Source organism: Bradyrhizobium sp. USDA 223 (genome assembly GCF_044909005.1).
Lineage (GTDB): Bacteria > Pseudomonadota > Alphaproteobacteria > Rhizobiales > Xanthobacteraceae > Bradyrhizobium > Bradyrhizobium yuanmingense.
Genome location: NZ_JBIYDR010000001.1, coordinates 6828117 through 6846495, shown reverse-complemented (window position 1 = coordinate 6846495; position 18379 = coordinate 6828117). Strand labels below are relative to the sequence as shown.

The 18379-nt window shown below is 64.5% G+C and carries 14 protein-coding genes and 1 pseudogene; 6 read left to right on the top strand and 9 right to left on the bottom strand.

Features of this window, described 5'->3' with window-relative positions; genetic code table 11:
- Nucleotides 1-158: 158 nt before the first annotated feature.
- Nucleotides 159-668 (bottom strand): OsmC family protein, encoded by a 510-nt coding sequence (locus ABIA40_RS31885; protein ID WP_404545208.1) that lies wholly within the window; start codon nt 666-668, stop codon nt 159-161.
- 243 nt (nt 669-911) lie between these two features.
- Between ABIA40_RS31885 and ABIA40_RS31880 the strand changes: the two genes are divergently transcribed.
- Complete coding sequence (locus ABIA40_RS31880) at nt 912-3701, top strand: [protein-PII] uridylyltransferase (RefSeq protein ID WP_157285340.1); 2790 nt, start codon at nt 912-914, stop codon at nt 3699-3701.
- Between the two features lie 162 nt (nt 3702-3863).
- On the opposite strand, the pseudogene ABIA40_RS31875 reads toward ABIA40_RS31880, so the two are convergent.
- Nucleotides 3864-4404: pseudogene (locus tag ABIA40_RS31875) on the bottom strand (methylated-DNA--[protein]-cysteine S-methyltransferase).
- Nucleotides 4405-4502: 98 nt separating this feature from the next.
- Between ABIA40_RS31875 and ABIA40_RS31870 the strand changes: the two are divergent.
- Together ABIA40_RS31870 and ABIA40_RS31865 are read left to right on the top strand one after the other, a co-directional pair.
- Nucleotides 4503-4859 carry a DUF1304 domain-containing protein gene (locus ABIA40_RS31870; protein ID WP_404546407.1) on the top strand — a complete coding sequence of 119 codons (357 nt, stop codon included), beginning with the start codon at nt 4503-4505 and terminating at the stop codon, nt 4857-4859.
- Between the two features lie 134 nt (nt 4860-4993).
- Nucleotides 4994-6217: an ABC transporter substrate-binding protein gene (locus ABIA40_RS31865; RefSeq protein ID WP_157285338.1), complete on the top strand. Its 1224-nt coding sequence runs from the start codon at nt 4994-4996 to the stop codon at nt 6215-6217.
- A gap of 168 nt (nt 6218-6385) precedes the next feature.
- Here the strand turns inward: ABIA40_RS31865 and ABIA40_RS31860 are convergent, their stop codons facing one another.
- Nucleotides 6386-6811 carry a DUF1330 domain-containing protein gene (locus ABIA40_RS31860; RefSeq protein ID WP_025033272.1) on the bottom strand — a complete coding sequence of 142 codons (426 nt, stop codon included), beginning with the start codon at nt 6809-6811 and terminating at the stop codon, nt 6386-6388.
- A 169-nt stretch (nt 6812-6980) separates the two neighbouring features.
- Between ABIA40_RS31860 and ABIA40_RS31855 the strand changes: the two genes are divergently transcribed.
- The gene (locus ABIA40_RS31855) at nt 6981-9191 is read left to right on the top strand and encodes a transglycosylase domain-containing protein (protein WP_404545205.1); all 2211 of its coding nucleotides are present in this window, start codon (nt 6981-6983) and stop codon (nt 9189-9191) included.
- Nucleotides 9192-9520: 329 nt separating this feature from the next.
- Here the strand turns inward: ABIA40_RS31855 and ABIA40_RS31850 are convergent, their stop codons facing one another.
- The 4 genes from ABIA40_RS31850 to ABIA40_RS31835 form a co-directional block, all read right to left on the bottom strand.
- Entirely contained in the window at nt 9521-10360 is an 840-nt protein-coding gene (locus ABIA40_RS31850) for a M48 family metallopeptidase (RefSeq protein WP_271541686.1), read from the bottom strand.
- 217 nt (nt 10361-10577) lie between these two features.
- On the bottom strand, nt 10578-11906 hold the full coding sequence (locus ABIA40_RS31845; RefSeq protein WP_025033269.1) for a polyhydroxyalkanoate depolymerase: 1329 nt from the start codon (nt 11904-11906) through the stop codon (nt 10578-10580).
- Nucleotides 11907-12027: 121 nt separating this feature from the next.
- On the bottom strand, nt 12028-12846 hold the full coding sequence (locus ABIA40_RS31840; protein ID WP_404545203.1) for an ABC transporter permease: 819 nt from the start codon (nt 12844-12846) through the stop codon (nt 12028-12030).
- A 229-nt stretch (nt 12847-13075) separates the two neighbouring features.
- On the bottom strand, nt 13076-13879 hold the full coding sequence (locus tag ABIA40_RS31835; RefSeq protein ID WP_404545201.1) for an ABC transporter ATP-binding protein: 804 nt from the start codon (nt 13877-13879) through the stop codon (nt 13076-13078).
- A gap of 119 nt (nt 13880-13998) precedes the next feature.
- Here ABIA40_RS31835 and ABIA40_RS31830 point away from each other — a divergent pair, with 119 nt between their 5' ends.
- Entirely contained in the window at nt 13999-15321 is a 1323-nt protein-coding gene (locus ABIA40_RS31830; protein WP_275511872.1) for an ActS/PrrB/RegB family redox-sensitive histidine kinase, read from the top strand.
- A gap of 102 nt (nt 15322-15423) precedes the next feature.
- A complete protein-coding gene (locus ABIA40_RS31825) occupies nt 15424-15978 on the top strand; it encodes an ActR/PrrA/RegA family redox response regulator transcription factor (protein ID WP_271541680.1) in 555 nt (184 codons plus the stop codon).
- 157 nt (nt 15979-16135) lie between these two features.
- Here the strand turns inward: ABIA40_RS31825 and ABIA40_RS31820 are convergent, their stop codons facing one another.
- Together ABIA40_RS31820 and ABIA40_RS31815 are read right to left on the bottom strand one after the other, a co-directional pair.
- The gene (locus ABIA40_RS31820) at nt 16136-16621 is read right to left on the bottom strand and encodes an MmcB family DNA repair protein (RefSeq protein WP_404545198.1); all 486 of its coding nucleotides are present in this window, start codon (nt 16619-16621) and stop codon (nt 16136-16138) included.
- Nucleotides 16622-16759: 138 nt separating this feature from the next.
- The gene (locus ABIA40_RS31815; RefSeq protein ID WP_404545196.1) at nt 16760-18358 is read right to left on the bottom strand and encodes an alpha-amylase family glycosyl hydrolase; all 1599 of its coding nucleotides are present in this window, start codon (nt 18356-18358) and stop codon (nt 16760-16762) included.
- Between the last annotated feature and the right edge of the window lie 21 nt (nt 18359-18379).

Below are 18379 nucleotides of genomic sequence, written 5' to 3'. Positions count from 1 at the left end.
TTGCGCACCTGAGAATCCATAACCACAGGCCATGGTGGCTTAAGAGCTAGGAGCAACGGCCGTCCGAAAATCACGACGGCCTGGGAGTATGGGTCCCGGGCTCGCGCCAAGCGGCGCGCCCCGGGACGACACCAATCGGTGGGATGACGGCCTGCGTCTTACATCCGCTGCATCGACACCGAAACTTTCGGGCCGTTCTTGATGGTCTGGTAGACCACGCAATAGCGCTCGGTGAGCTTGAGCAGCAGGTCGAGCTTGTCTTGGGCGGCGTCGGTGTCGACCTCGAAGCGGAGACGGATCTCGGCGAAACCGACCGGGGTCTCCTTGTCGATGCCGAGCGTGCCGCGGAAATCGAGATCGCCCTCGGCGTAGACGTTGCCGGTGTTCAAGGGCACCTCGATCGCGGTCGCGACCGATTTCAGCGTGACGCCGGCACAGGCGACCAGGGCTTCGAGCAGCATGTCGCCGGAGCAGAGCTCGAGGCCGGAACCGCCGGTGGCGGGATGGAGGCCGGCCGTTGCGATGGCGCGGCCGGTCTCGAGCTTGCAGGCGATGCCGTCGTTGTCGGTGGAGCCCTTGGCCTTCAGCGTGATCAGCGCAGCCTTGGGGTCGATCTTGTAGCGCTCCTTGATCGGGGCCTGCATCCGGCGCAGCTCTGCAGCGTCCATGTTGTTCTCTCCCGGAATATCAACGAGCGGTATAGAGCGCGATCGGTTTGGTGTCAGCCCATGATTGGTGGAGGCAGTCATGAGCCGCCGGGGATTCATGAAAAAATCTGAGCACATTCATGACGTTACCCAGGCACCGATACCCGGGGGGCGGAGCCGATTCCTCGGCGTGGCCAAACTCGCCGGTCGTCCCCTTGCGAATGTCTCGTGACAGCGCCTGTCACCTCTTATATCCGGTGAGACATGGACAGCGTCGCGACTGAGCAGAAGCCACAGGTGGACGAGCGCTTCGATACCGCGCGGATCACCGCAGCGGTCGATGCCCTTGCCGAGAAGCACGAGGGGCGCGAGGACGCGTTCCGCACGGCGATGGCGCTATTGCTCAAGGCGGAGCTGATCGCGGCGCGCGCCGCCGCCCAGGCGATCCTTCTGAAGGACCGCCACGGCCGCCGCTGCGCCGAGCGGCTGTGCCACGTGCAGGACGAGATCATCCGCATCCTGTATTCGGCCGCGACGCGCCATCTCTACCGCTCGCCGATCCCGAGCGGGGCCGAGCGCATGGCGGTGGTGGCGACCGGCGGCTACGGCCGCGGCCTGATGGCGCCGGAATCGGACATCGATCTGCTCTTCATCCTGCCTTACAAGCAGACCGCCTGGGGCGAGCAGGTCGCCGAAGCGATCCTCTATTGCCTCTGGGACATGGGCTTGAAGGTCGGTCACGCCACGCGATCGGTCGACGAATCGATCCGGCAGGCGCGCGGCGACATGACGATCCGCACCGCGATCCTGGAGACGCGGTTCCTCACCGGCGACAAGCCGCTCTATGACGAGCTCGTCGAGCGCTTCGACAAGGAAGTGGTGCAGGGCACCGCGTCCGAATTCGTCACCGCAAAGCTCGCCGAGCGCGAGGAGCGCCACCGCCGCGGCGGCCAGTCGCGTTATCTGGTCGAGCCCAACGTCAAGGACGGCAAGGGGGCCTTGCGCGACCTGCACACACTGTTCTGGATCGCCAAATACGTCTACCGCGTCCGCGACACCCACGAGCTGGTCGGGCGCGGCGTGTTCGATGCGCAGGAATATCGCACCTTCCGCCGCTGCGCCGACTTCCTCTGGTCGGTGCGCTGCAATCTGCATTTCTACTCTGGTCGCGCCGAGGAGCGCCTCTCCTTCGATCTCCAGCGCGAGATCGCGATCCGTCTCGGCTACACCTCGCATCCGGGCATGCAGGACGTCGAGCGCTTCATGAAGCACTACTTCCTGGTCGCCAAGGAAGTCGGCAACCTCACCGCCATCCTCTGCGCCAAGCTCGAGGACCAGCAGGCCAAGCCCGCGCCGGTGCTGAGCCGGGTGATGGCGCGGCTGCGACCGAGCACCGTGAAGCGGCGCGTCCCCGACAGCGACGACTTCATCGTCGACAACAACCGCATCAACGTCGCCGCGCCCGACGTGTTCAAGCACGACCCGGTCAATCTGATCCGCATCTTCCGCCTCGCGCAGAAGAACAACCTCGCCTTCCATCCGGATGCGATGCGCGACGTGACGCGCTCGCTCGGCCTGATCAACGCGGGCTTGCGCGAAAATCCCGAGGCCAACCGGCTGTTCATGGAGATCCTGACCTCGGACAATGCCGAGATCGTGCTGCGGCGGATGAATGAGACCGGCGTGCTCGGTCACTTCATCCGCGCCTTCGGCAAGATCGTTTCGATGATGCAGTTCAACATGTATCATCACTACACCGTCGACGAGCACCTGATCCGCTGCATCGGCTTCCTGCAGGACATCGAGCGCGGCGGCATCGAGGAGTTCGCGCTGGCGAGCGACCTGTTCCGCAAGATCCGGCCCGAGCACCGCGCGGTGATCTACATCGCAACGCTGCTGCACGACGTCGCCAAGGGCCGTCCCGAGGACCACTCCATCGCCGGCGCCAAGGTGGCGCGGCGGCTCTGCCCGCGGCTCGGCTTCAGCCCGGCCGATACCGAGCTCGTGGCCTGGCTGATCGAGGAGCACCTGACGATGTCCACGGTCGCGCAGTCGCGCGACCTCTCTGATCGCAAGACCATCGAGAATTTCGCTGCCGTGGTGCAGTCGGTGGAGCAGATGAAGCTCTTGACCATCCTGACCACCGCCGACATCCGCGGCGTCGGCCCGGGCGTGTGGAACGGCTGGAAGGCGCAGCTCTTGCGTTCGCTGTACTACGAGACCGAGCCGGTGCTGACCGGCGGCTTCTCGGAAGTCGACCGCGGCAAGCGCCTCGCCGCTGCGCACGCCGAATTCCGCATGGCTTTCGCCGAATGGCCGAACGACGAGCTCGACGCCTATATCGGCCGGCACTATCCGGCCTACTGGCTCAAGGTCGAGCTGCCGCGCAAGATCCGCCATGCCCGCTTCGTCCGCTCCAGCGAGCAGGCCGGCCACAAGCTCGCGATCAATGTCGGTTTCGACGAGGTGCGCGGCGTCACCGAGCTGACGATCTTCGCCGCCGACCATCCCTGGCTGCTGTCGATCATCGCCGGCGCCTGCGCCTCGGCTGGCGCCAACATCGTCGACGCCCAGATCTACACCACGACCGACGGCCGCGCGCTCGACACCATCTCGATCTCGCGCGAATACGACCGCGACGAGGACGAGGGACGGCGCGCCACGCGCATCGGCGAGATGATCGAGGACGTGCTGGAGGGCAAGCTGCGCCTGCCGGAAGTGGTGGCGCGGCGCACCGTGCGCAGCAAGGCAAAGCCGTTCGTGATCGAACCAGAGGTGACGATCAACAACCAATGGTCCGATCGCTACACCGTGATCGAGGTCTCCGGGCTCGACCGGCCCGGCCTGCTCTACGAGCTGACCACCGCGATCTCCAAGCTCAACCTCAACATCGCCTCGGCCCATGTCGCGACTTTCGGCGAGCGCGCGCGCGACGTGTTCTACGTCACCGACCTGCTGGGCGCGCAGATCAACGCGCCGACGCGCCAGGCCGCGATCAAGAGCGCGCTGACCCATGTGATGGCCGGCGACAAGGCGGTGCAGCCGGCGGCGTGAACGGACGGGCGCGCCTATCTTCATTCGGAGGCGCGCATCTCTCTCCACTCGTCATTCCGGAGCGCCGCGCAGCGGCGAACCCGGAATCCATCGGGCCACTAGTGACGCGGATAAATGGATTCCGGGTTCGCGCTACGCGCGCCCCGGAATGACGAGCGCGACCTAAACCTCCACTCCCTCGTGCCGCAGCAGCCAACGCTTGCGCTCGAGGCCACCACCATACTTCACCAGCGAACCGTCCGCGCCGATCAGGCGATGGCAGGGGAGCACCACACTGATCGGATTTGAGCCGTTGGCATGGCCGACGGCGCGGATCGCCCTGGGCATGTCGATCTTCGCGGCGAGCGCGCCGTAACTCATCGTGGTGCCGGCGGGGATCTGCGCGAGCGCGGTCCAGACTTTTTGCTGGAACGGCGTGCCGGCGATACGCCATGCGATGCTCTGGCTTGCTCTGGAGCTGACCGAGATCACCGTCGAAATAGCGCGACAGTGCGGTCCGCATGTCCGACGGCGCAGGCTGATCACGCAGATCCACCGCGCCATAGTGCAGGCGCAGCAGATCGCGCATGCGGTGCTCATAGTCTTCCCAGTCGAGCGCGCGCAGCTTGCCCTCGGCGTCGGTGACGAGCAGCGCAATCCCGATCGGCGTCGTCAGGCGATCGAGGCCGAAGCGTTCAGGCACCTTGGTTGATCGAGCGGACATTGCGGCACCAGCAATCGAAACACATCGATCGCACTTGCCACGGCGGCCGTGCTATCGTCCACCCGAAAGCTGATGCTTTGGGGGAGCTCACCTTGATCCTGATCGCCAATGTCCTGGTGGCGCTGGTCGCGGCGCTGCACGTCTTCTTCCTCGTCCTGGAGATGTTTCTCTGGGACAAGCCGCTGGGCCTGAAGGTGTTTCGGAATTCGCCCGAGAAGGCCGAGATCACCAGGGTGCTGGCCGCCAATCAGGGCCTCTATAACGGCTTCCTCGCGGTCGGCCTGGTCTGGGGCCTGTTCCACGGCAACCCGGCCTTCGCGTTCCAGATCAAGGTGTTCTTCCTGCTCTGCGTGATCGTGGCCGGCGCCTATGGCGCGGCGACCGTCAGCACGCGGATTCTGATCGTGCAGGCGCTGCCTGCGGCAATCGCGCTGATTGCGATGTTTCTCGCCTGAGACGCTACGGCACAGCGCCGCGATCCTTGCGCTGCGGCGAAGCTTCCTCCACAATCTTCGGCAGCGATGGCGACCGTTGCAATTAACGGAGAAAGACCATCGGCCGATAATTCCGTCAGGAGGAACGTTCCAATATGAACAATCGCAGAGCCTTCTTAGCTGCCACGGCGGCGCTCGCCGTCGCAGTCTCAACCAGCCAGGCCCTCGCCCAGAAGAAATACGACACCGGCGCAAGCGACACCGAGATCAAGATTGGCCAGACCGTGCCGTTCTCCGGCGCCTATTCGGTCTACGCCAATATCGGCAAGACCCAGGCCGCATACTTCAGGATGATCAACGATCAGGGCGGCATCAACGGCCGCAAGATCAACCTGATCCAGTATGACGACGCCTATTCGCCGCCGAAGACCGTCGAGCAGGTGCGCAAGCTGGTCGAGGGCGATGAGGTCCTGTTCACCTTTCAGCTGATCGGCACAGCCGCGAACGCCGCCGTGCAGAAGTACCTCAACGGCAAGAAGGTACCTCAGCTGCTGGCCTCGACCGGCGCCGCGCGCTTCAACGATCCGCAGAACTATCCCTGGACCATCGCTTACAATCCCAACTATGTGTCCGAGGGGCGGATCTACGCAAAATACATTCTCGCCAATCACCCCAACGCCAAGATCGGCGTGCTCTACCAGAACGACGACATGGGCCGCGACTATCTTGCCGGCCTCAAGAGCGGCCTCGGCGACAAGGCCAACATGATCGTCGGCGAGGTGTCGTATGAGGTGACCGACCCCACCGTTGACTCGCAGGTGGTGAAGCTGAAGTCGATGGGCGTCGACCTGTTCTATAACGCCTCGACGCCGAAATTCGCGGCGCAGGCGATCAAGAAGCTTGCCGATCTCGGCTGGACGCCGGTGCACATCCTCGACATCAATGCGAGCCCGATTTCGGCGACGCTGAAGCCGGCAGGCCTCGACATCTCCAAGGGCATCATCTCGACCAATTACGGCAAGGAGCCGAGCGACCCGCAGTGGAAGGACGACCCCGGCGTGAAGGCTTTCTTCGCTTTCATGGACAAGTATTTCCCGGAAGGTGACAAGCTCAACACCATCAACACCTACGCCTATTCGGTGGCGGAGCTCTTGGTGCAGGTCTTGAAGCAATGCGGCGACGATCTGACGCGTGCGAACATCATGAAGCAGGCCGCCAATATCAAGGGCTACACGCCGAGCCTGGCGCTGCCCGGCATCAAGATCAACACCGGGCCGAACGACTACCGCGTCAACAAGCAGATGCAGATGATGAAGTTCAACGGCGAGCGCTGGGAGCTGTTCGGACCGATCATTGAAGACACCGGCCCGTCGGGCTAGAAGCATCTGGCTCTGCGACGTCGTGCCCGGGGCTTGTCCCGCCTGCGCGGCCGGAGCCGCTTCGGCGAGGCGAAGGCCCGGGCATCCACGTTCTTGGGGCGTCAAGGAAGCCGTGGATGGCCGGGTCAAGCCCGGCCATGACGATCGAGAGAGCCTCCTACTTGGCGTTCAGGTCGGTATCTCCCCAAAGTTCTTCCCGACCGGCAGCACGGCGTGGCGGATCAGCCGCGAATCCTCCACCGCGGCCTGGCGGTGCTTCACCGCCTCGCGATAGACGGGGTCGCGGATCATCTCGACGAAGGCGGCGACGCTTGGATATTCGGCGATGAAGCAATGGTCCCAGCGTTCCTCCTGCGGGCCGATCAGCATCAGCTCGAATTTGCCCTGCCAGACGATGCGGCCGCCGAGCCGTTCGAACACCGGGCCGCTTTCGCGGCCATAGGCCGCATAGGCTTCCGCGCCGCTGGCCTTGCGGCCGTCGGGATAGGCCGCCTCCTTGCGCAGGCGGACTAGGTTGAGCATGTGGATCGGGCCCGGGCGATCGTTCTCCCGGAATTGCGCGAAGATCTCCTTGGTCGGATCGATATGGCCCATGGCGCTCCCTCTTCTTATTGATACGAGCGATCCTAGCCTTGCCGCCCCGGAAGCGGAACTGCGGCCGGCGAATGCCGCATCTCCTAATCGCGCGTTAACGCCGGGGTAACCCGGCCTTAAACAGCGACCGCTAGCGTCTCGGTGGGGCGGGCTGACGGGCGTATTGCGTATGGCGTGGGGAAAGAAAAAGGGTGCGCGGAAGGAGCCGCTGTTCGGCTTGCCCGCGGCGCTCGCCGATCTGCGCCTCACCCCAGCAGACCGCGTTCCCGGCGGCGACGACAAGCCGAAGAAATCTGCGAAAGCATCCGCCAAGCGCAAGAGCGAGGATGCCGGCACCGAGGCGCCACGCGAGCGCAAAGCATCAGCCAGCCGCAGCGGCGCCAAGCGTCGAGCGAAGTCGCGTGGCGGGTTCGGTCTCGGCCGCCTGGTCTATTGGGGCGCGGTGCTGAGCCTGTGGGGCGTCATCGCGGTGATTGGCGTCGTGATCTATGTCGGCGCGCATCTGCCGCCGATCCAGTCGCTGGAGATCCCGAAGCGCCCGCCGACGATCCAGATCGTCGGCATCGATGGCAGCATTCTGGCGCAGCGCGGCGAGATGGCCGGCGCCAATGTCGCGCTGAAGGATCTGCCGCCTTACCTGCCGAAGGCGTTCATCGCCATCGAGGATCGCCGCTTCTATTCGCATTTCGGCATCGACCCGGTCGGCATCCTGCGCGCGCTCGTCACCAACGTGCTTCATCGCGGCGTCTCGCAGGGCGGCTCGACCTTGACGCAGCAGCTCGCGAAAAACCTGTTCCTGACCCAGGAGCGCACCATTCAGCGCAAGCTGCAGGAAGTGGAGCTCGCAATCTGGCTGGAGCGCAAGCATTCCAAGGATGAGATCCTGGAGCTTTATCTGAACCGGGTCTATTTCGGCTCGGGCGCCTACGGCGTCGAGGCGGCGGCGCAGAAATATTTCGGCAAGTCGGCCAAGAACGTCACGGTCGCGGAAGCCGCGATGCTGGCCGGCCTCGTCAAGTCGCCGTCCCGCCTTGCCCCGAACCGCAATCCGGAAGGCGCCGAAGCGCGAGCCCAGATCGTGCTCGCGGCGATGGCGGATGCGAAGTTCATCACCGACGCGCAGGCGAAGGCCTCGATCGGCCATCCCTCCTACAACGTGAAGCCGGCGGGCGCCGGCACGGTGAACTACGTCGCCGACTGGATCGGCGAGGTGCTGGACGATCTGGTCGGCCAGATCGACGAGAGCATCAAGGTCGAGACCACGATCGATCCGAAGCTGCAGAGCGTCGCGGAAGCGGCCATCATCGACGAGCTCGCGGCCAAGAGCGTGAAGTTCAACGTCAGCCAGGGCGCGCTGGTCGCCATGACGCCCGACGGCGCCGTGCGCGCCATGGTGGGCGGGCGGAACTATTCCGACAGCCAGTACAATCGCGCGGTCACGGCCAAGCGCCAGCCGGGCTCCTCGTTCAAGCCATTCGTGTACCTGACCGCGCTCGAGCAGGGGCTGACGCCCGACACCATGCGCCAGGACGCGCCGATCGAGGTCAAGGGCTGGCGTCCTGAGAACTACACCCATGAATATTTCGGCGCGGTGACGCTGACGCAGGCGCTGGCGATGTCGCTCAACACGGTGGCCATCCGTCTTGGCCTCGAGGTCGGGCCGAAGAACGTGGTGCGCACCGCGCACCGGCTCGGCATCTCCTCCAAGCTCGAGCCGAACGCCTCGATCGCGCTCGGCACGTCCGAAGTCTCGGTTGTCGAGCTGGTCGGCGCCTATGCACCGTTCGCCAATGGCGGCCTCGCGGTGGCGCCGCATGTCGTCACGCGGATCAGGACGGCCGGCGGCAAGCTCCTCTACATGCGTCAACCCGAAGAGCGCAATCAGGTCGTCGACCCCCGCTATGTCGGCATGATGAACGCGATGATGCGGGAGACGCTGATATCGGGCACCGCCAAGAAGGCGGAGATCCCGGGCTGGCCGGCGGCTGGCAAGACCGGCACCAGCCAGGATTATCGCGATGCCTGGTTCATCGGCTACACCGCGAGCCTCGTCACCGGCGTCTGGCTCGGCAATGACGACAACTCGCCGACCAAGAAGGCGACAGGCGGCGGCCTGCCGGTCGAAGTCTGGTCGCGCTTCATGAAGGCCGCGCACGAGGGCGTGCCGGTGGCGAACCTGCCGAGCGCACCCGGCGGCTGGGGCCTGTCGAACCTCGCGCAGGCAGCCTCGCAGGTGTCGCCGCCGACACCTGCCGCACCGGCACAACCGAACGCCGGCGGCTATCGCCCGCCGCCTCCGACGCGCGCCAATGTGCGCCCCGAGGCGGCAGCCGGGCTCGATGGCTGGCTGATGGACCGGCTGTTTGGCGGAAACCGGTAGGCCTTGCGAAGGGCCTCCAAACAAAACTGCGAAAACAACCCCATGCACAGTAGAATGCGACGTCCGGCGAGACGCACGCTGGATGCTGCGAAGCGGTTGATGCGCCGGGATTAATCAGGCAAGCGGCGCAATCGTCGCGAAGTGTGGCGAGAATGGAGCAGAGCGCACCGATGCGTTCCCAACTGTCGTTCCCCGCGAAGGCGGGGATCTGGTACGCCGCAGCCTCTCGATTCAACCACTGGCGTCACGGAGTACTGGATCGCCCGCTTTCGCGGGCGATGACAGTGTTTGCTGAGTTGGCAACGTAGGCCCGATCCTCGGGCCGAGTCCTAATCCTCCACACCGTACCGGTGCAGATCATTCCCGTACGTGTCGAGCCACTTCTTGGCGCGCTCCATCGACGGGCAGACCTTGCCGCAGACGCGCCAGAAGCGCGGCGAGTGGTTCATCTCGACGAGATGAGCGACCTCGTGCGCGGCGAGGTAGTCGAGCACGAAGGGCGGGGCGAGGATCAGGCGCCAGGAGAACGACAGCGAGCCGGCCGAGGTGCAGGAGCCCCAGCGGCTGGACTGATCGCGGATCGAGAGGCGCTTGACCCTGACGCCGAGCTCGGCCGCGTAGACCTCCGCCGAGCGCTGCAGGTCGCGGCGCGCCTCGCGCTTGAGGAAATCGCCGACGCGGCGGTCGACATGCTCGAGGCCGCCGGCGACGCAGAGAATGCGCTCACCGCTGTCGCGCACCTCGGTCCACACCGTGCCGCGGGTACCGGCGCGATGAACGATGCGATGCGGCGTGCCGCGCAGCGGTATCACCGTGCCCGGCTGGAACGGTGCGGCCTTCGGCAAGCGGCCGAGGCGCGCGGCAATCCACGCACCGTGACGCTGTGCGAAGTCCTTTGCTTCGGCGAGCGTGCCGCGCGGCGGCATGGTGAGGATGGCTTCGCGGTCGCTCGGATGAATTCTGAGCGTGTAGCGGCGCGCGCGGCGGTGCCGGCGCAGCCGAATCGCAAAAAATTGCGATCCGTGGGTGATGACGAGGGTCTTCGGTTCGTGGGGCCGACGATAAAGGAGTGCGCGGGTGGCCATGTCTGTCAGTCCGGGGGGCAGGAGAGCGCCCGGATTCTGCCATAACCGCCGCCAGGGAAAGCGCTCGGCGCAAAAACAAATCATTTGCCCAATATACAGCGGTCAGGCGTCCGGGAGACCCTATAGACTGGGGTTGGAACCGGGTTTTTTCGCCCCCGCTGCACGCATGCGACACCCCCAAGGGGTGAGGGTAGACTCACTCCTATAAAGCTACCTAAATACCGCGAATCTGGCGGGAACTTGCCTCCGCGGGAGCCCCTGGCAGAGGCTCAAATTTCGACGGGAAAGCCGAAATTCAGGGTTATTCAGCCGCAAGCGCCTGCAACGAAGCAGGATTCGCAGCCGAAACCATGAAGTCGTGAATCCGCGGCACGATCTCCGACTTGAAACGCGATCCGTTGAACACGCCGTAATGTCCGACACCCTTCTGGACGTAATGAACGCGGCGATGATCGGGAATCGCGCTGCACAATGTGTGCGTCGCCTCGGTCTGACCGAGACCGGAGATGTCGTCGTTCTCGCCTTCGACCGTCATCAGCGCGACGCGCTTGACCTTGGAAGGATCGACGCGGGTTCCGCGATGGGTCATCTCGCCCTTCGGCAACGAGTGCTTCACGAACACGGTGTCGACGGTCTGCAGGTAATACTCGGCCGACAGATCCATCACCGCGAGATATTCGTCGTAGAAGTCGCGATGCTTGTCGGCGAGATCGCCGTCGCCCTTCACCAGATGGGCAAACAGCTGCTTGTGGGCATCCATGTGCCGGTCGAGATTCATGCTGATGAAGCCGTTGAGCTGCAAAAATCCTGGATAGACGTCGCGCATCATGCCCGGATGCGGGAACGGCACCTTTGTGATGACGTGGTTGCGGAACCAGTCGATGCCGCGTTCCTGGGCGAGGTTGTTCACCGCGGTCGGATTGCGACGGGTGTCGATCGGGCCGCCCATCAGCGTCATCGAGGTCGGCACGAACGGATCGCGCCGCGCTTCCATGATCGAGACCGCCGCGACGACGGGCACGGAGGGCTGGCACACCGCCATCACGTGAGTGTTGCCGCCGAGCACATGCAGCATCTCGATGACATAGTCGATGTAATCATCAAGATCGAAGCGGCCCTCGCTCAAGGGCACCATGCGGGCATCGGCCCAGTCGGTGATGTAGACCTCATGCGCCGGCAGGAAGGCTTCGACCGTGCCGCGCAGGAGCGTCGCATAATGGCCGGACATCGGCGCCACGATCAGCACGCGCGGCTGCGGGCTGCGCAGCGGACGGGCGAACTTGCGGTCGAAGTAGAGCAGCTTGCAGAACGGCTTTTCCCAGACCGAGCGGATCTCGACGGGGACGCGGATGCCGTTGACCTCGGTGTCGTTGAGACCCCATTCCGGCTTGCCGTAGCGGCGCGTGGTGCGCTCGAACAATTCGCAAGCCGCGGCGACCGACTTGCCGACCTCGGTGCGCGACCAGGGATTGAGGGGGTTCTGAAACAGCAGCTTGGTCGCGTCGGTGACCGCACGCGCCGGATTGAGAGAGGCGTGCGCCATCTCGTACATCCAGTACATCGGCGTCGTCAGGACCGGACTGCCTTCTGCCGCCAGGGGCGGTGCGCCGCCGAACTCACCAATAGGCATTGTCATATTCCTCTTCGCATCGCAGCATTCTGCCGAATGCGTAATATTGCGTCAATGCATGGTTCCGTACATCTACGTGCCGGAAACCGCCAAATCAGCATGAATCCACGGGAAAGTGACTTTATTCGCCGCCCGACAGCAGCGAGCCGTGCCGCTTTGCGCTGCGCAAAAGGGCAAGGAATGCCCCAAAAGATGCAACCAAAAGAACGGCGTTGATGAGCAACGCCTCCAGCATCAAATCGCTCCTGAAGGTCTGCTCGATCAGCAGCGCGCGCATTCCCTCGAAGGCATAGGTCGGCGGCAACGCCCAGGCGACGTATTGCAGCCAGACCGGCAACACGCTGACGGGATAGTAGACGCAAGCAAGCGGCAGGATAGCGAACATCAAGGTCCAGACGATGCTCTCGGCGCCGAGGCCGTTACGCACCACGAGGCCCGAGACGAAGATGCCGACCGACCAGCTCGTGAAGATCAGATTGCAGAAGAACGCGATCAGCGGCAGGCCGAGGGCATAGATGTTGAAGTGAAACAGGAACAGCGCGAGCAGGGTCATCGGAATGATGCCGATCGCAAGCCGGATCAGGCTCATGACCATCAGCGCCAGCAGAAACTCGATCGGCCTCAAGGGGCTCATCATGAGATTGCCGAGGTTGCGCGCCCACATCTCCTCCAGGAACGAGATCGAGAAGCCGAGCTGGCCGCGGAACAGGATGTCCCAGAGGATGACGGCGCCGATCAGCGTGCCGCCGGCGCGCGCGAAGAAATTGGCGTTCTCGGCGATGTAATACTGGAGAAAGCCCCAGGTGATGACCTGCAGCGCCGGCCAATAGAGCAGCTCGAGCAGCCGCGGCCAGGACGACAGCAGCAGATACCAATAGCGCAGGATCATCGCGCCGATGCGGTGGAGCGAGATGCCGCGGTGGAGGGAGAGCTCGGTCATCGGGTCAGCCCATAGCTGGGATGGAAAGTGTCATCCCGGGACGCGACATAGTCGCGGGCTATGATGCGCAATTGCGCATCTGAGTATCCATAACCACAGGATTGCATTTGGCGAAGACTCGGAGTTACCAGTCTCGCCTTACAGCTGCCGCCTGTGGTTATGGATTCCGGGCTCGCGCTCCGCGCGCCCCGGAATGACGGGACCTTATCCAGGGCTCTACAACTCTCCCTCATCTCACCGCCTCCTTCGCCCCGTTTGCCCGGCCGCGGGCGACGTCCAGAAACACCTCCTCCAGCGTGGTGCGGTTGTAGCGGGCCATGATCGCCTCGGGCGTGTCGTCGTCCTCGATGCGGCCGCGCTTCATGATGATGACGCGGTCGCAGAGCCGCTCGACCTCGAGCATGTTGTGCGAGGCGAGGAGAATGGTGGCGTTGTTGTCCCGGCGATACCGCTCCAGGTGGCCCCGCACCCAGTCGGCGGTATCGGGATCGAGCGAGGCGGTCGGCTCGTCCAGCAAGAGCAGCTCGGGCTGGTTGATCAGCGCCTTCGCCAGCGCAACGCGGGTCTTCTGCCCGGCCGAGAGCTTGCCGTTGGCACGGTCGATGAAATCGCCGAGGTCGAGGTCGGCGGCGAGCCTGGCAATGCGGTCAGCGAGGTTCTTCACCGCATAGAGCTTGCCGAACACGGTGAGGTTCTGCCGCACGGTGAGCCGCATCGGCATATCCACATAGGGGCTTTCGAAATTCATCCGCCCCAGCACGGAGGCACTCTCGTCCGGCATCTCGTGACCGAGCACCTGCACGCGGCCGGAGGTCGGCAGCACCAAGCCCATGATCATCGCGATGGTCGTGGTCTTGCCGGCGCCGTTGCCGCCGAGCAGCCCGGTGATGCTGCCGCGCGGCAGCGAAAAGGAGATGTCGTCGACGGCGCGGGTCTGCTTGTAGACCTTGACGAGGTGATCAACCGCAATTGCCGCGGACGAATCTCGATCCGCGACAGTCGGCCGACTTGAAGCCTTGCCATTCTCGGTCATGCTGGCCGTTCTTCTGCTATTGCATCGGCGAGCGCAAGGCTCGATGTAAGGGCTCCTCACCGGGCGGTTCCTTCAGCCTGGCGTCCGTGACCTTGGAAAGCGCCGCCACATTGGCCGATATGACCAAAATTGCCGATTCCGACTTCCATCACGCGCAGCGGCATATCCGGCTGGACACGATCCTGCGGCTGCGCTGGCTGGCGGTGCTGGGGCAGCTCGCCGCGATCTTCATCGTGGCCCAGGGGCTGGAGTTCAACGTCGAGATCATTCCCTGCGTCAGCATCATCGCGCTCTCGGCGGCGCTCAACCTCGCACTCCAGACCGCGGCCAATCCGATGCAGCGGCTGGAGCCGATGCAGGCGGCCGGCCTGCTCGCGCTGAACATCGTCGAGCTGGCCGGCCTGTTGTTCTTCACCGGCGGACTGCAGAACCCGTTCTCGTTCCTGTTCCTCGCGCCCGTGCTGATCTCGGCCACGGCGCTGCCGGCCCGTTTCACCTTCGGCCTCGGCCTGCTCGCGGTGGCCTGCGCGTCCGTCCTGTTCTTCTTCCATTTTCCGCTGCCGTGGGATTCCGAGGATCCCCTGGTGCTGCCGCCGGTCTATCTCGTCGGGGTCTGGCTTTCGATTGCGCTCGCGATCGGCGTCACGAGCCTCTACTCGTTCCAGGTGACCGAGGAGGCGCGCAAGCTTGCGGACGCGCTGGCCGCAACCGAGCTGGTGCTGACGCGCGAGCAGCACCTGACCCAGCTCGACGGCCTTGCCGCCGCGGCCGCACACGAGCTCGGCACGCCGCTCGCGACGATCTTCCTGATCTCGCGCGAGCTGGAAAAGACGGTGAAGGAGCCAACCATTGCCGCCGACCTGAAGACCTTGCGCGAGCAGACCCAGCGCTGCCGCGACATCCTCAGCAAGATCACCCAGCTCTCCCCCACCGGGGCCCCGTTCGATCGCATGAAGCTGTCGGAGCTGATGGAGGAGGTGGTGGCCCCGCACCGCGATTTCGGCGTCGACATCAAGGTGCGGATCGCCGTGGCCGCGGCGACCGAGCCGGTCGGCTCGCGCAATCCTGCGATCCTCTACGGCATCGGCAACATCGTCGAGAACGCGGTCGATTTCGCCCGCACCACCGTCGAGGTGAACGCTTGGTGGAACCAGGACCATATCGAACTCGTGATCTCCGACGACGGACCGGGCATTCCACCCGATATCCTCAACCGGATCGGCGAGCCCTATCTGTCGCGGCGACGGCCCCAGGATGATGGCGGCGGCGAACGGCGTGGCCTCGGCCTCGGCGTGTTCATCGCGCGCACCTTGCTGGAGCGCACCGGCGCCAAGGTCTCGTTTACCAACCGGATCTTTCCGGACCATGGTGCGGTGGTTCAGATCACATGGCCGCGACAGCGTTTTGAGGCTATCGAGACGCTCGAAGAAACAATAGGATAGCCGCGACCTTGCGTCGCACAACGGAGCGGATCGACCATTTGGCGCCTTGGCACCGCGCCGTTGCGGCGCCATATGTCAATGCGCTGGAGAGAGGACACAACCTTGAACGCCATTGCCGAACTGAACGAACAGACCGATCGCTCGCTGCTCATCGTTGAAGACGACAAGCCGTTTCTGGAGCGTTTGTCACGAGCCATGGAGAGCCGCGGCTTTTCGGTGACATCATGCGACACGGTCTCGGACGGGCTTGCGCAGATCGGCAAATCGGCGCCGGCGTTCGCGGTGGTGGATCTGCGGCTCGGCGACGGCAACGGCCTCGACGTGGTCTCGGCGCTCAAGAAGAAGCGGCCGGATGCGCGCGCGATCGTGCTGACCGGCTACGGCAACATCGCCACCGCGGTGACCGCGGTGAAGATGGGCGCGATCGATTATCTCTCCAAGCCCGCGGATGCCGACGACGTCGTCGCCGCACTGCTGTCGACCAACACGGACAAATCCGAGCTGCCGGCCAACCCGATGTCGGCCGACCGCGTCCGCTGGGAGCACATCCAGCGCATCTACGAGATGTGCAACCGCAACGTCTCGGAAACGGCGCGCCGGCTCAACATGCACCGGCGGACGCTGCAGCGGATCCTGGCCAAGCGCGCGCCGAGGTAAGTTTCCGTAGCACTCGTGCCCCGGACGCAGCGCAGCGCTTCTTCAGCGGTGCGCTGCAGAGCCGGGGCCCATGACTCCACGTACATTGCTGCCTTCTGGGTCCCGGCTCTGCGCAGCAGCGTTTCACGCTGCAGCGCGTCCGGGACACGAGAGCGTCCTACTCCCAAAAATCCGCATGGCCCTGCGGATCGACCAGGCGGTTGATCCGCAAGGCCGCCGCCATCGCGAACCGCACCGTCATCTGCTTGCGTGTGGCGGCAGCGAGCTTGTGCTCGGGTGCCTCGCAATGCAGGTGCGCGCCGTAGGCGTCGGCGACGATCAGGCCGGTGTCACCGGGGAAGATCTCGCAGGGCAGATCCTGCGTGAAGGCGAAGAACAGCCGGTCGCAATGGGCGCGGTATTCGTGCCATTTTTGGTCGGCGCGCAGATCCTCGACAGACGACTTGATCTCGACGATCCAGATCTCGCCGCGCTCGTTCAGCGCGACGAGATCGGCACGCCGGCCCGACGGCAACGGCAATTCGCTGATGCAGGAGAAGCCCAGCGAGCGCAGCAGACGCGCGGTGCCGCGCGCGATCGCCAGCGCCGTCTCCGACTGGCGGCGATCCGGCGGCACGAGTGTGATGCGGGCGGTGTTGTCCATGGCAGGAGAATAGCCGATTCCGTGAGAGGCGGACACCGTCTCCCCACCCGTCATTCCGGGGCGCGCCACTTGGCGCGAGCCCGGAATCCATAACCACAGGCCGTGGTTGTGAAGCGACGCGGGCCCCGGGACGACAGTTTACGGCGCCGCCACCACCACGCCCTCGTTGCCGCGCAGGTCCAGCACGCCTTCGATCTCCTCACCTTCGCGATCCAGGAACGTCGACAGCAAGATGCTGCTGCCGAAACGGATCGCGCTGGTGGTCACCGCGACCGGATCGGGGCCGAGATTGAGCGCGACGATCACGGCCTTGCCGCCGGCCTCGCGGCGGTAGATCAGGAGATCACCTTGCGCGGCGATCGGATGATAATCGCCCGTGACCAGCGGAGGGCAGCTCTTCCGCAAGCCGATCAGGCGCTTGTAGAGGCTGAGGATCGAGCGGGAATCGGCTTCGAGATTGGCGACATTCTCGCGGATGTGGTCCTCCGGCAGCGGCAGCCAGGGCCTTGCTTGCGAAAAACCGGCGAAGTTCGAGGAATCCCACTGCATCGGCGTGCGGCAGCCGTCGCGGCCGACACCGATGCCGGGCACGTTCTTCTCGAAGGGATCGCGCACGTCCTCCGGCGCGATCGCGAGCTGGTGCATGCCGATCTCGTCGCCGTAGTACAGCGTCGGCGTGCCGCGCAGCGTCAGCAGCAGCATGGCCGCGACGCGGGCCTGCTCGGGCCCGACGCGGCTCGCGACGCGGGGGCGATCGTGATTGCCGAGCACCCAGTTGGGCCAGGCGCCGCGCGGCAATGCCTTTTCGTAATCCTCGATGATCTTTTCGATCGAGCGGGCGCTCCAGAAGGTCGAGAGCAGCGCGAAGTTGAACGGCATCTGCGCGCCGGTGAGATCGTTGCCGTAATAGGCCATGAGCCGGTGCAGCGGCAGATAGATCTCGCCGATCAGGACGCGCGCGCCATAGGAATTAGTGACGCGCCGCATCTCTGCGATGACGTCATGCACCTCCGGCTGGTCGGTTGAATATTGCGTGAGGATTTTTTCGTTCGGCGGACGGCCCTCGACGTAGTGCGGGTTCGGCGGGTTGTCGCGGAATTCGGCGTCCTTGATCAGGTGCCAGATCACGTCGACACGAAAGCCGTCGACGCCCTTGTCCAGCCAGAACCGCATCACGTCGTAGATCGCGGCGCGGACGTCCGGATTGCGCCAGTTGAGATCCGGTTGCTGGGCGAGGAAGGCGTGGTAGTAATATTGCCCCGTGGTCTCGTCGAAAGCCCACGCGCTGCCGCCGAACTCCGACAACCAATTGTTCGGAACGCCGCCGCCTGGGGCGGGATCGCGCCAGATGTACCAGTCGCGCTTGGGATTGTCGCCCGAGGACCGGCTCTCGATGAACCAGGGGTGCTGGTCGGAGGTGTGGTTCGGCACGAGGTCGAGGATCAGCTTCAGGCCATTGTCGTGCGCGGCCGCGAGCAATGCGTCGAAATCCGCCATCGTGCCGAACAGCGGCTCGATGCCGACATAGTCCGAGATGTCGTAGCCGAAATCCGCCATCGGCGAGGGAAAGATCGGCGACAGCCAGATCGCATCGACGCCGAGCGATTTGACGTAAGGCAGTCTCTTGAGGATGCCGGAGAGATCGCCGACGCCGTCACCGTCCGAGTCCTCAAACGAGCGAGGGTAGATCTGATAGAAGATGCCGTCGCGCCACCAATTCTCGTTGTCGTGAGCCATGCCGAAGACCACCCAAATCTG

Coding starts and splice junctions, on each gene's coding strand:
- ABIA40_RS31885 (WP_404545208.1), bottom strand. CDS start 668: ATGGACGCTGCAGAGCTGCGCCGGATGCAGGCCCCGATCAAGGAGCGC.
- ABIA40_RS31850 (WP_271541686.1), bottom strand. CDS start 10,360: ATGATTTGTTTTTGCGCCGAGCGCTTTCCCTGGCGGCGGTTATGGCAG.
- ABIA40_RS31845 (WP_025033269.1), bottom strand. CDS start 11,906: ATGCCTATTGGTGAGTTCGGCGGCGCACCGCCCCTGGCGGCAGAAGGC.
- ABIA40_RS31835 (WP_404545201.1), bottom strand. CDS start 13,879: ATGACCGAGAATGGCAAGGCTTCAAGTCGGCCGACTGTCGCGGATCGA.
- ABIA40_RS31820 (WP_404545198.1), bottom strand. CDS start 16,621: ATGGACAACACCGCCCGCATCACACTCGTGCCGCCGGATCGCCGCCAG.
- ABIA40_RS31855 (WP_404545205.1), top strand. CDS start 6,981: ATGGCGTGGGGAAAGAAAAAGGGTGCGCGGAAGGAGCCGCTGTTCGGC.
- ABIA40_RS31860 (WP_025033272.1), bottom strand. CDS start 6,811: ATGGGCCATATCGATCCGACCAAGGAGATCTTCGCGCAATTCCGGGAG.
- ABIA40_RS31815 (WP_404545196.1), bottom strand. CDS start 18,358: ATGGCTCACGACAACGAGAATTGGTGGCGCGACGGCATCTTCTATCAG.
- ABIA40_RS31880 (WP_157285340.1), top strand. CDS start 912: ATGGACAGCGTCGCGACTGAGCAGAAGCCACAGGTGGACGAGCGCTTC.
- ABIA40_RS31830 (WP_275511872.1), top strand. CDS start 13,999: ATGACCAAAATTGCCGATTCCGACTTCCATCACGCGCAGCGGCATATC.
- ABIA40_RS31840 (WP_404545203.1), bottom strand. CDS start 12,846: ATGACCGAGCTCTCCCTCCACCGCGGCATCTCGCTCCACCGCATCGGC.
- ABIA40_RS31865 (WP_157285338.1), top strand. CDS start 4,994: ATGAACAATCGCAGAGCCTTCTTAGCTGCCACGGCGGCGCTCGCCGTC.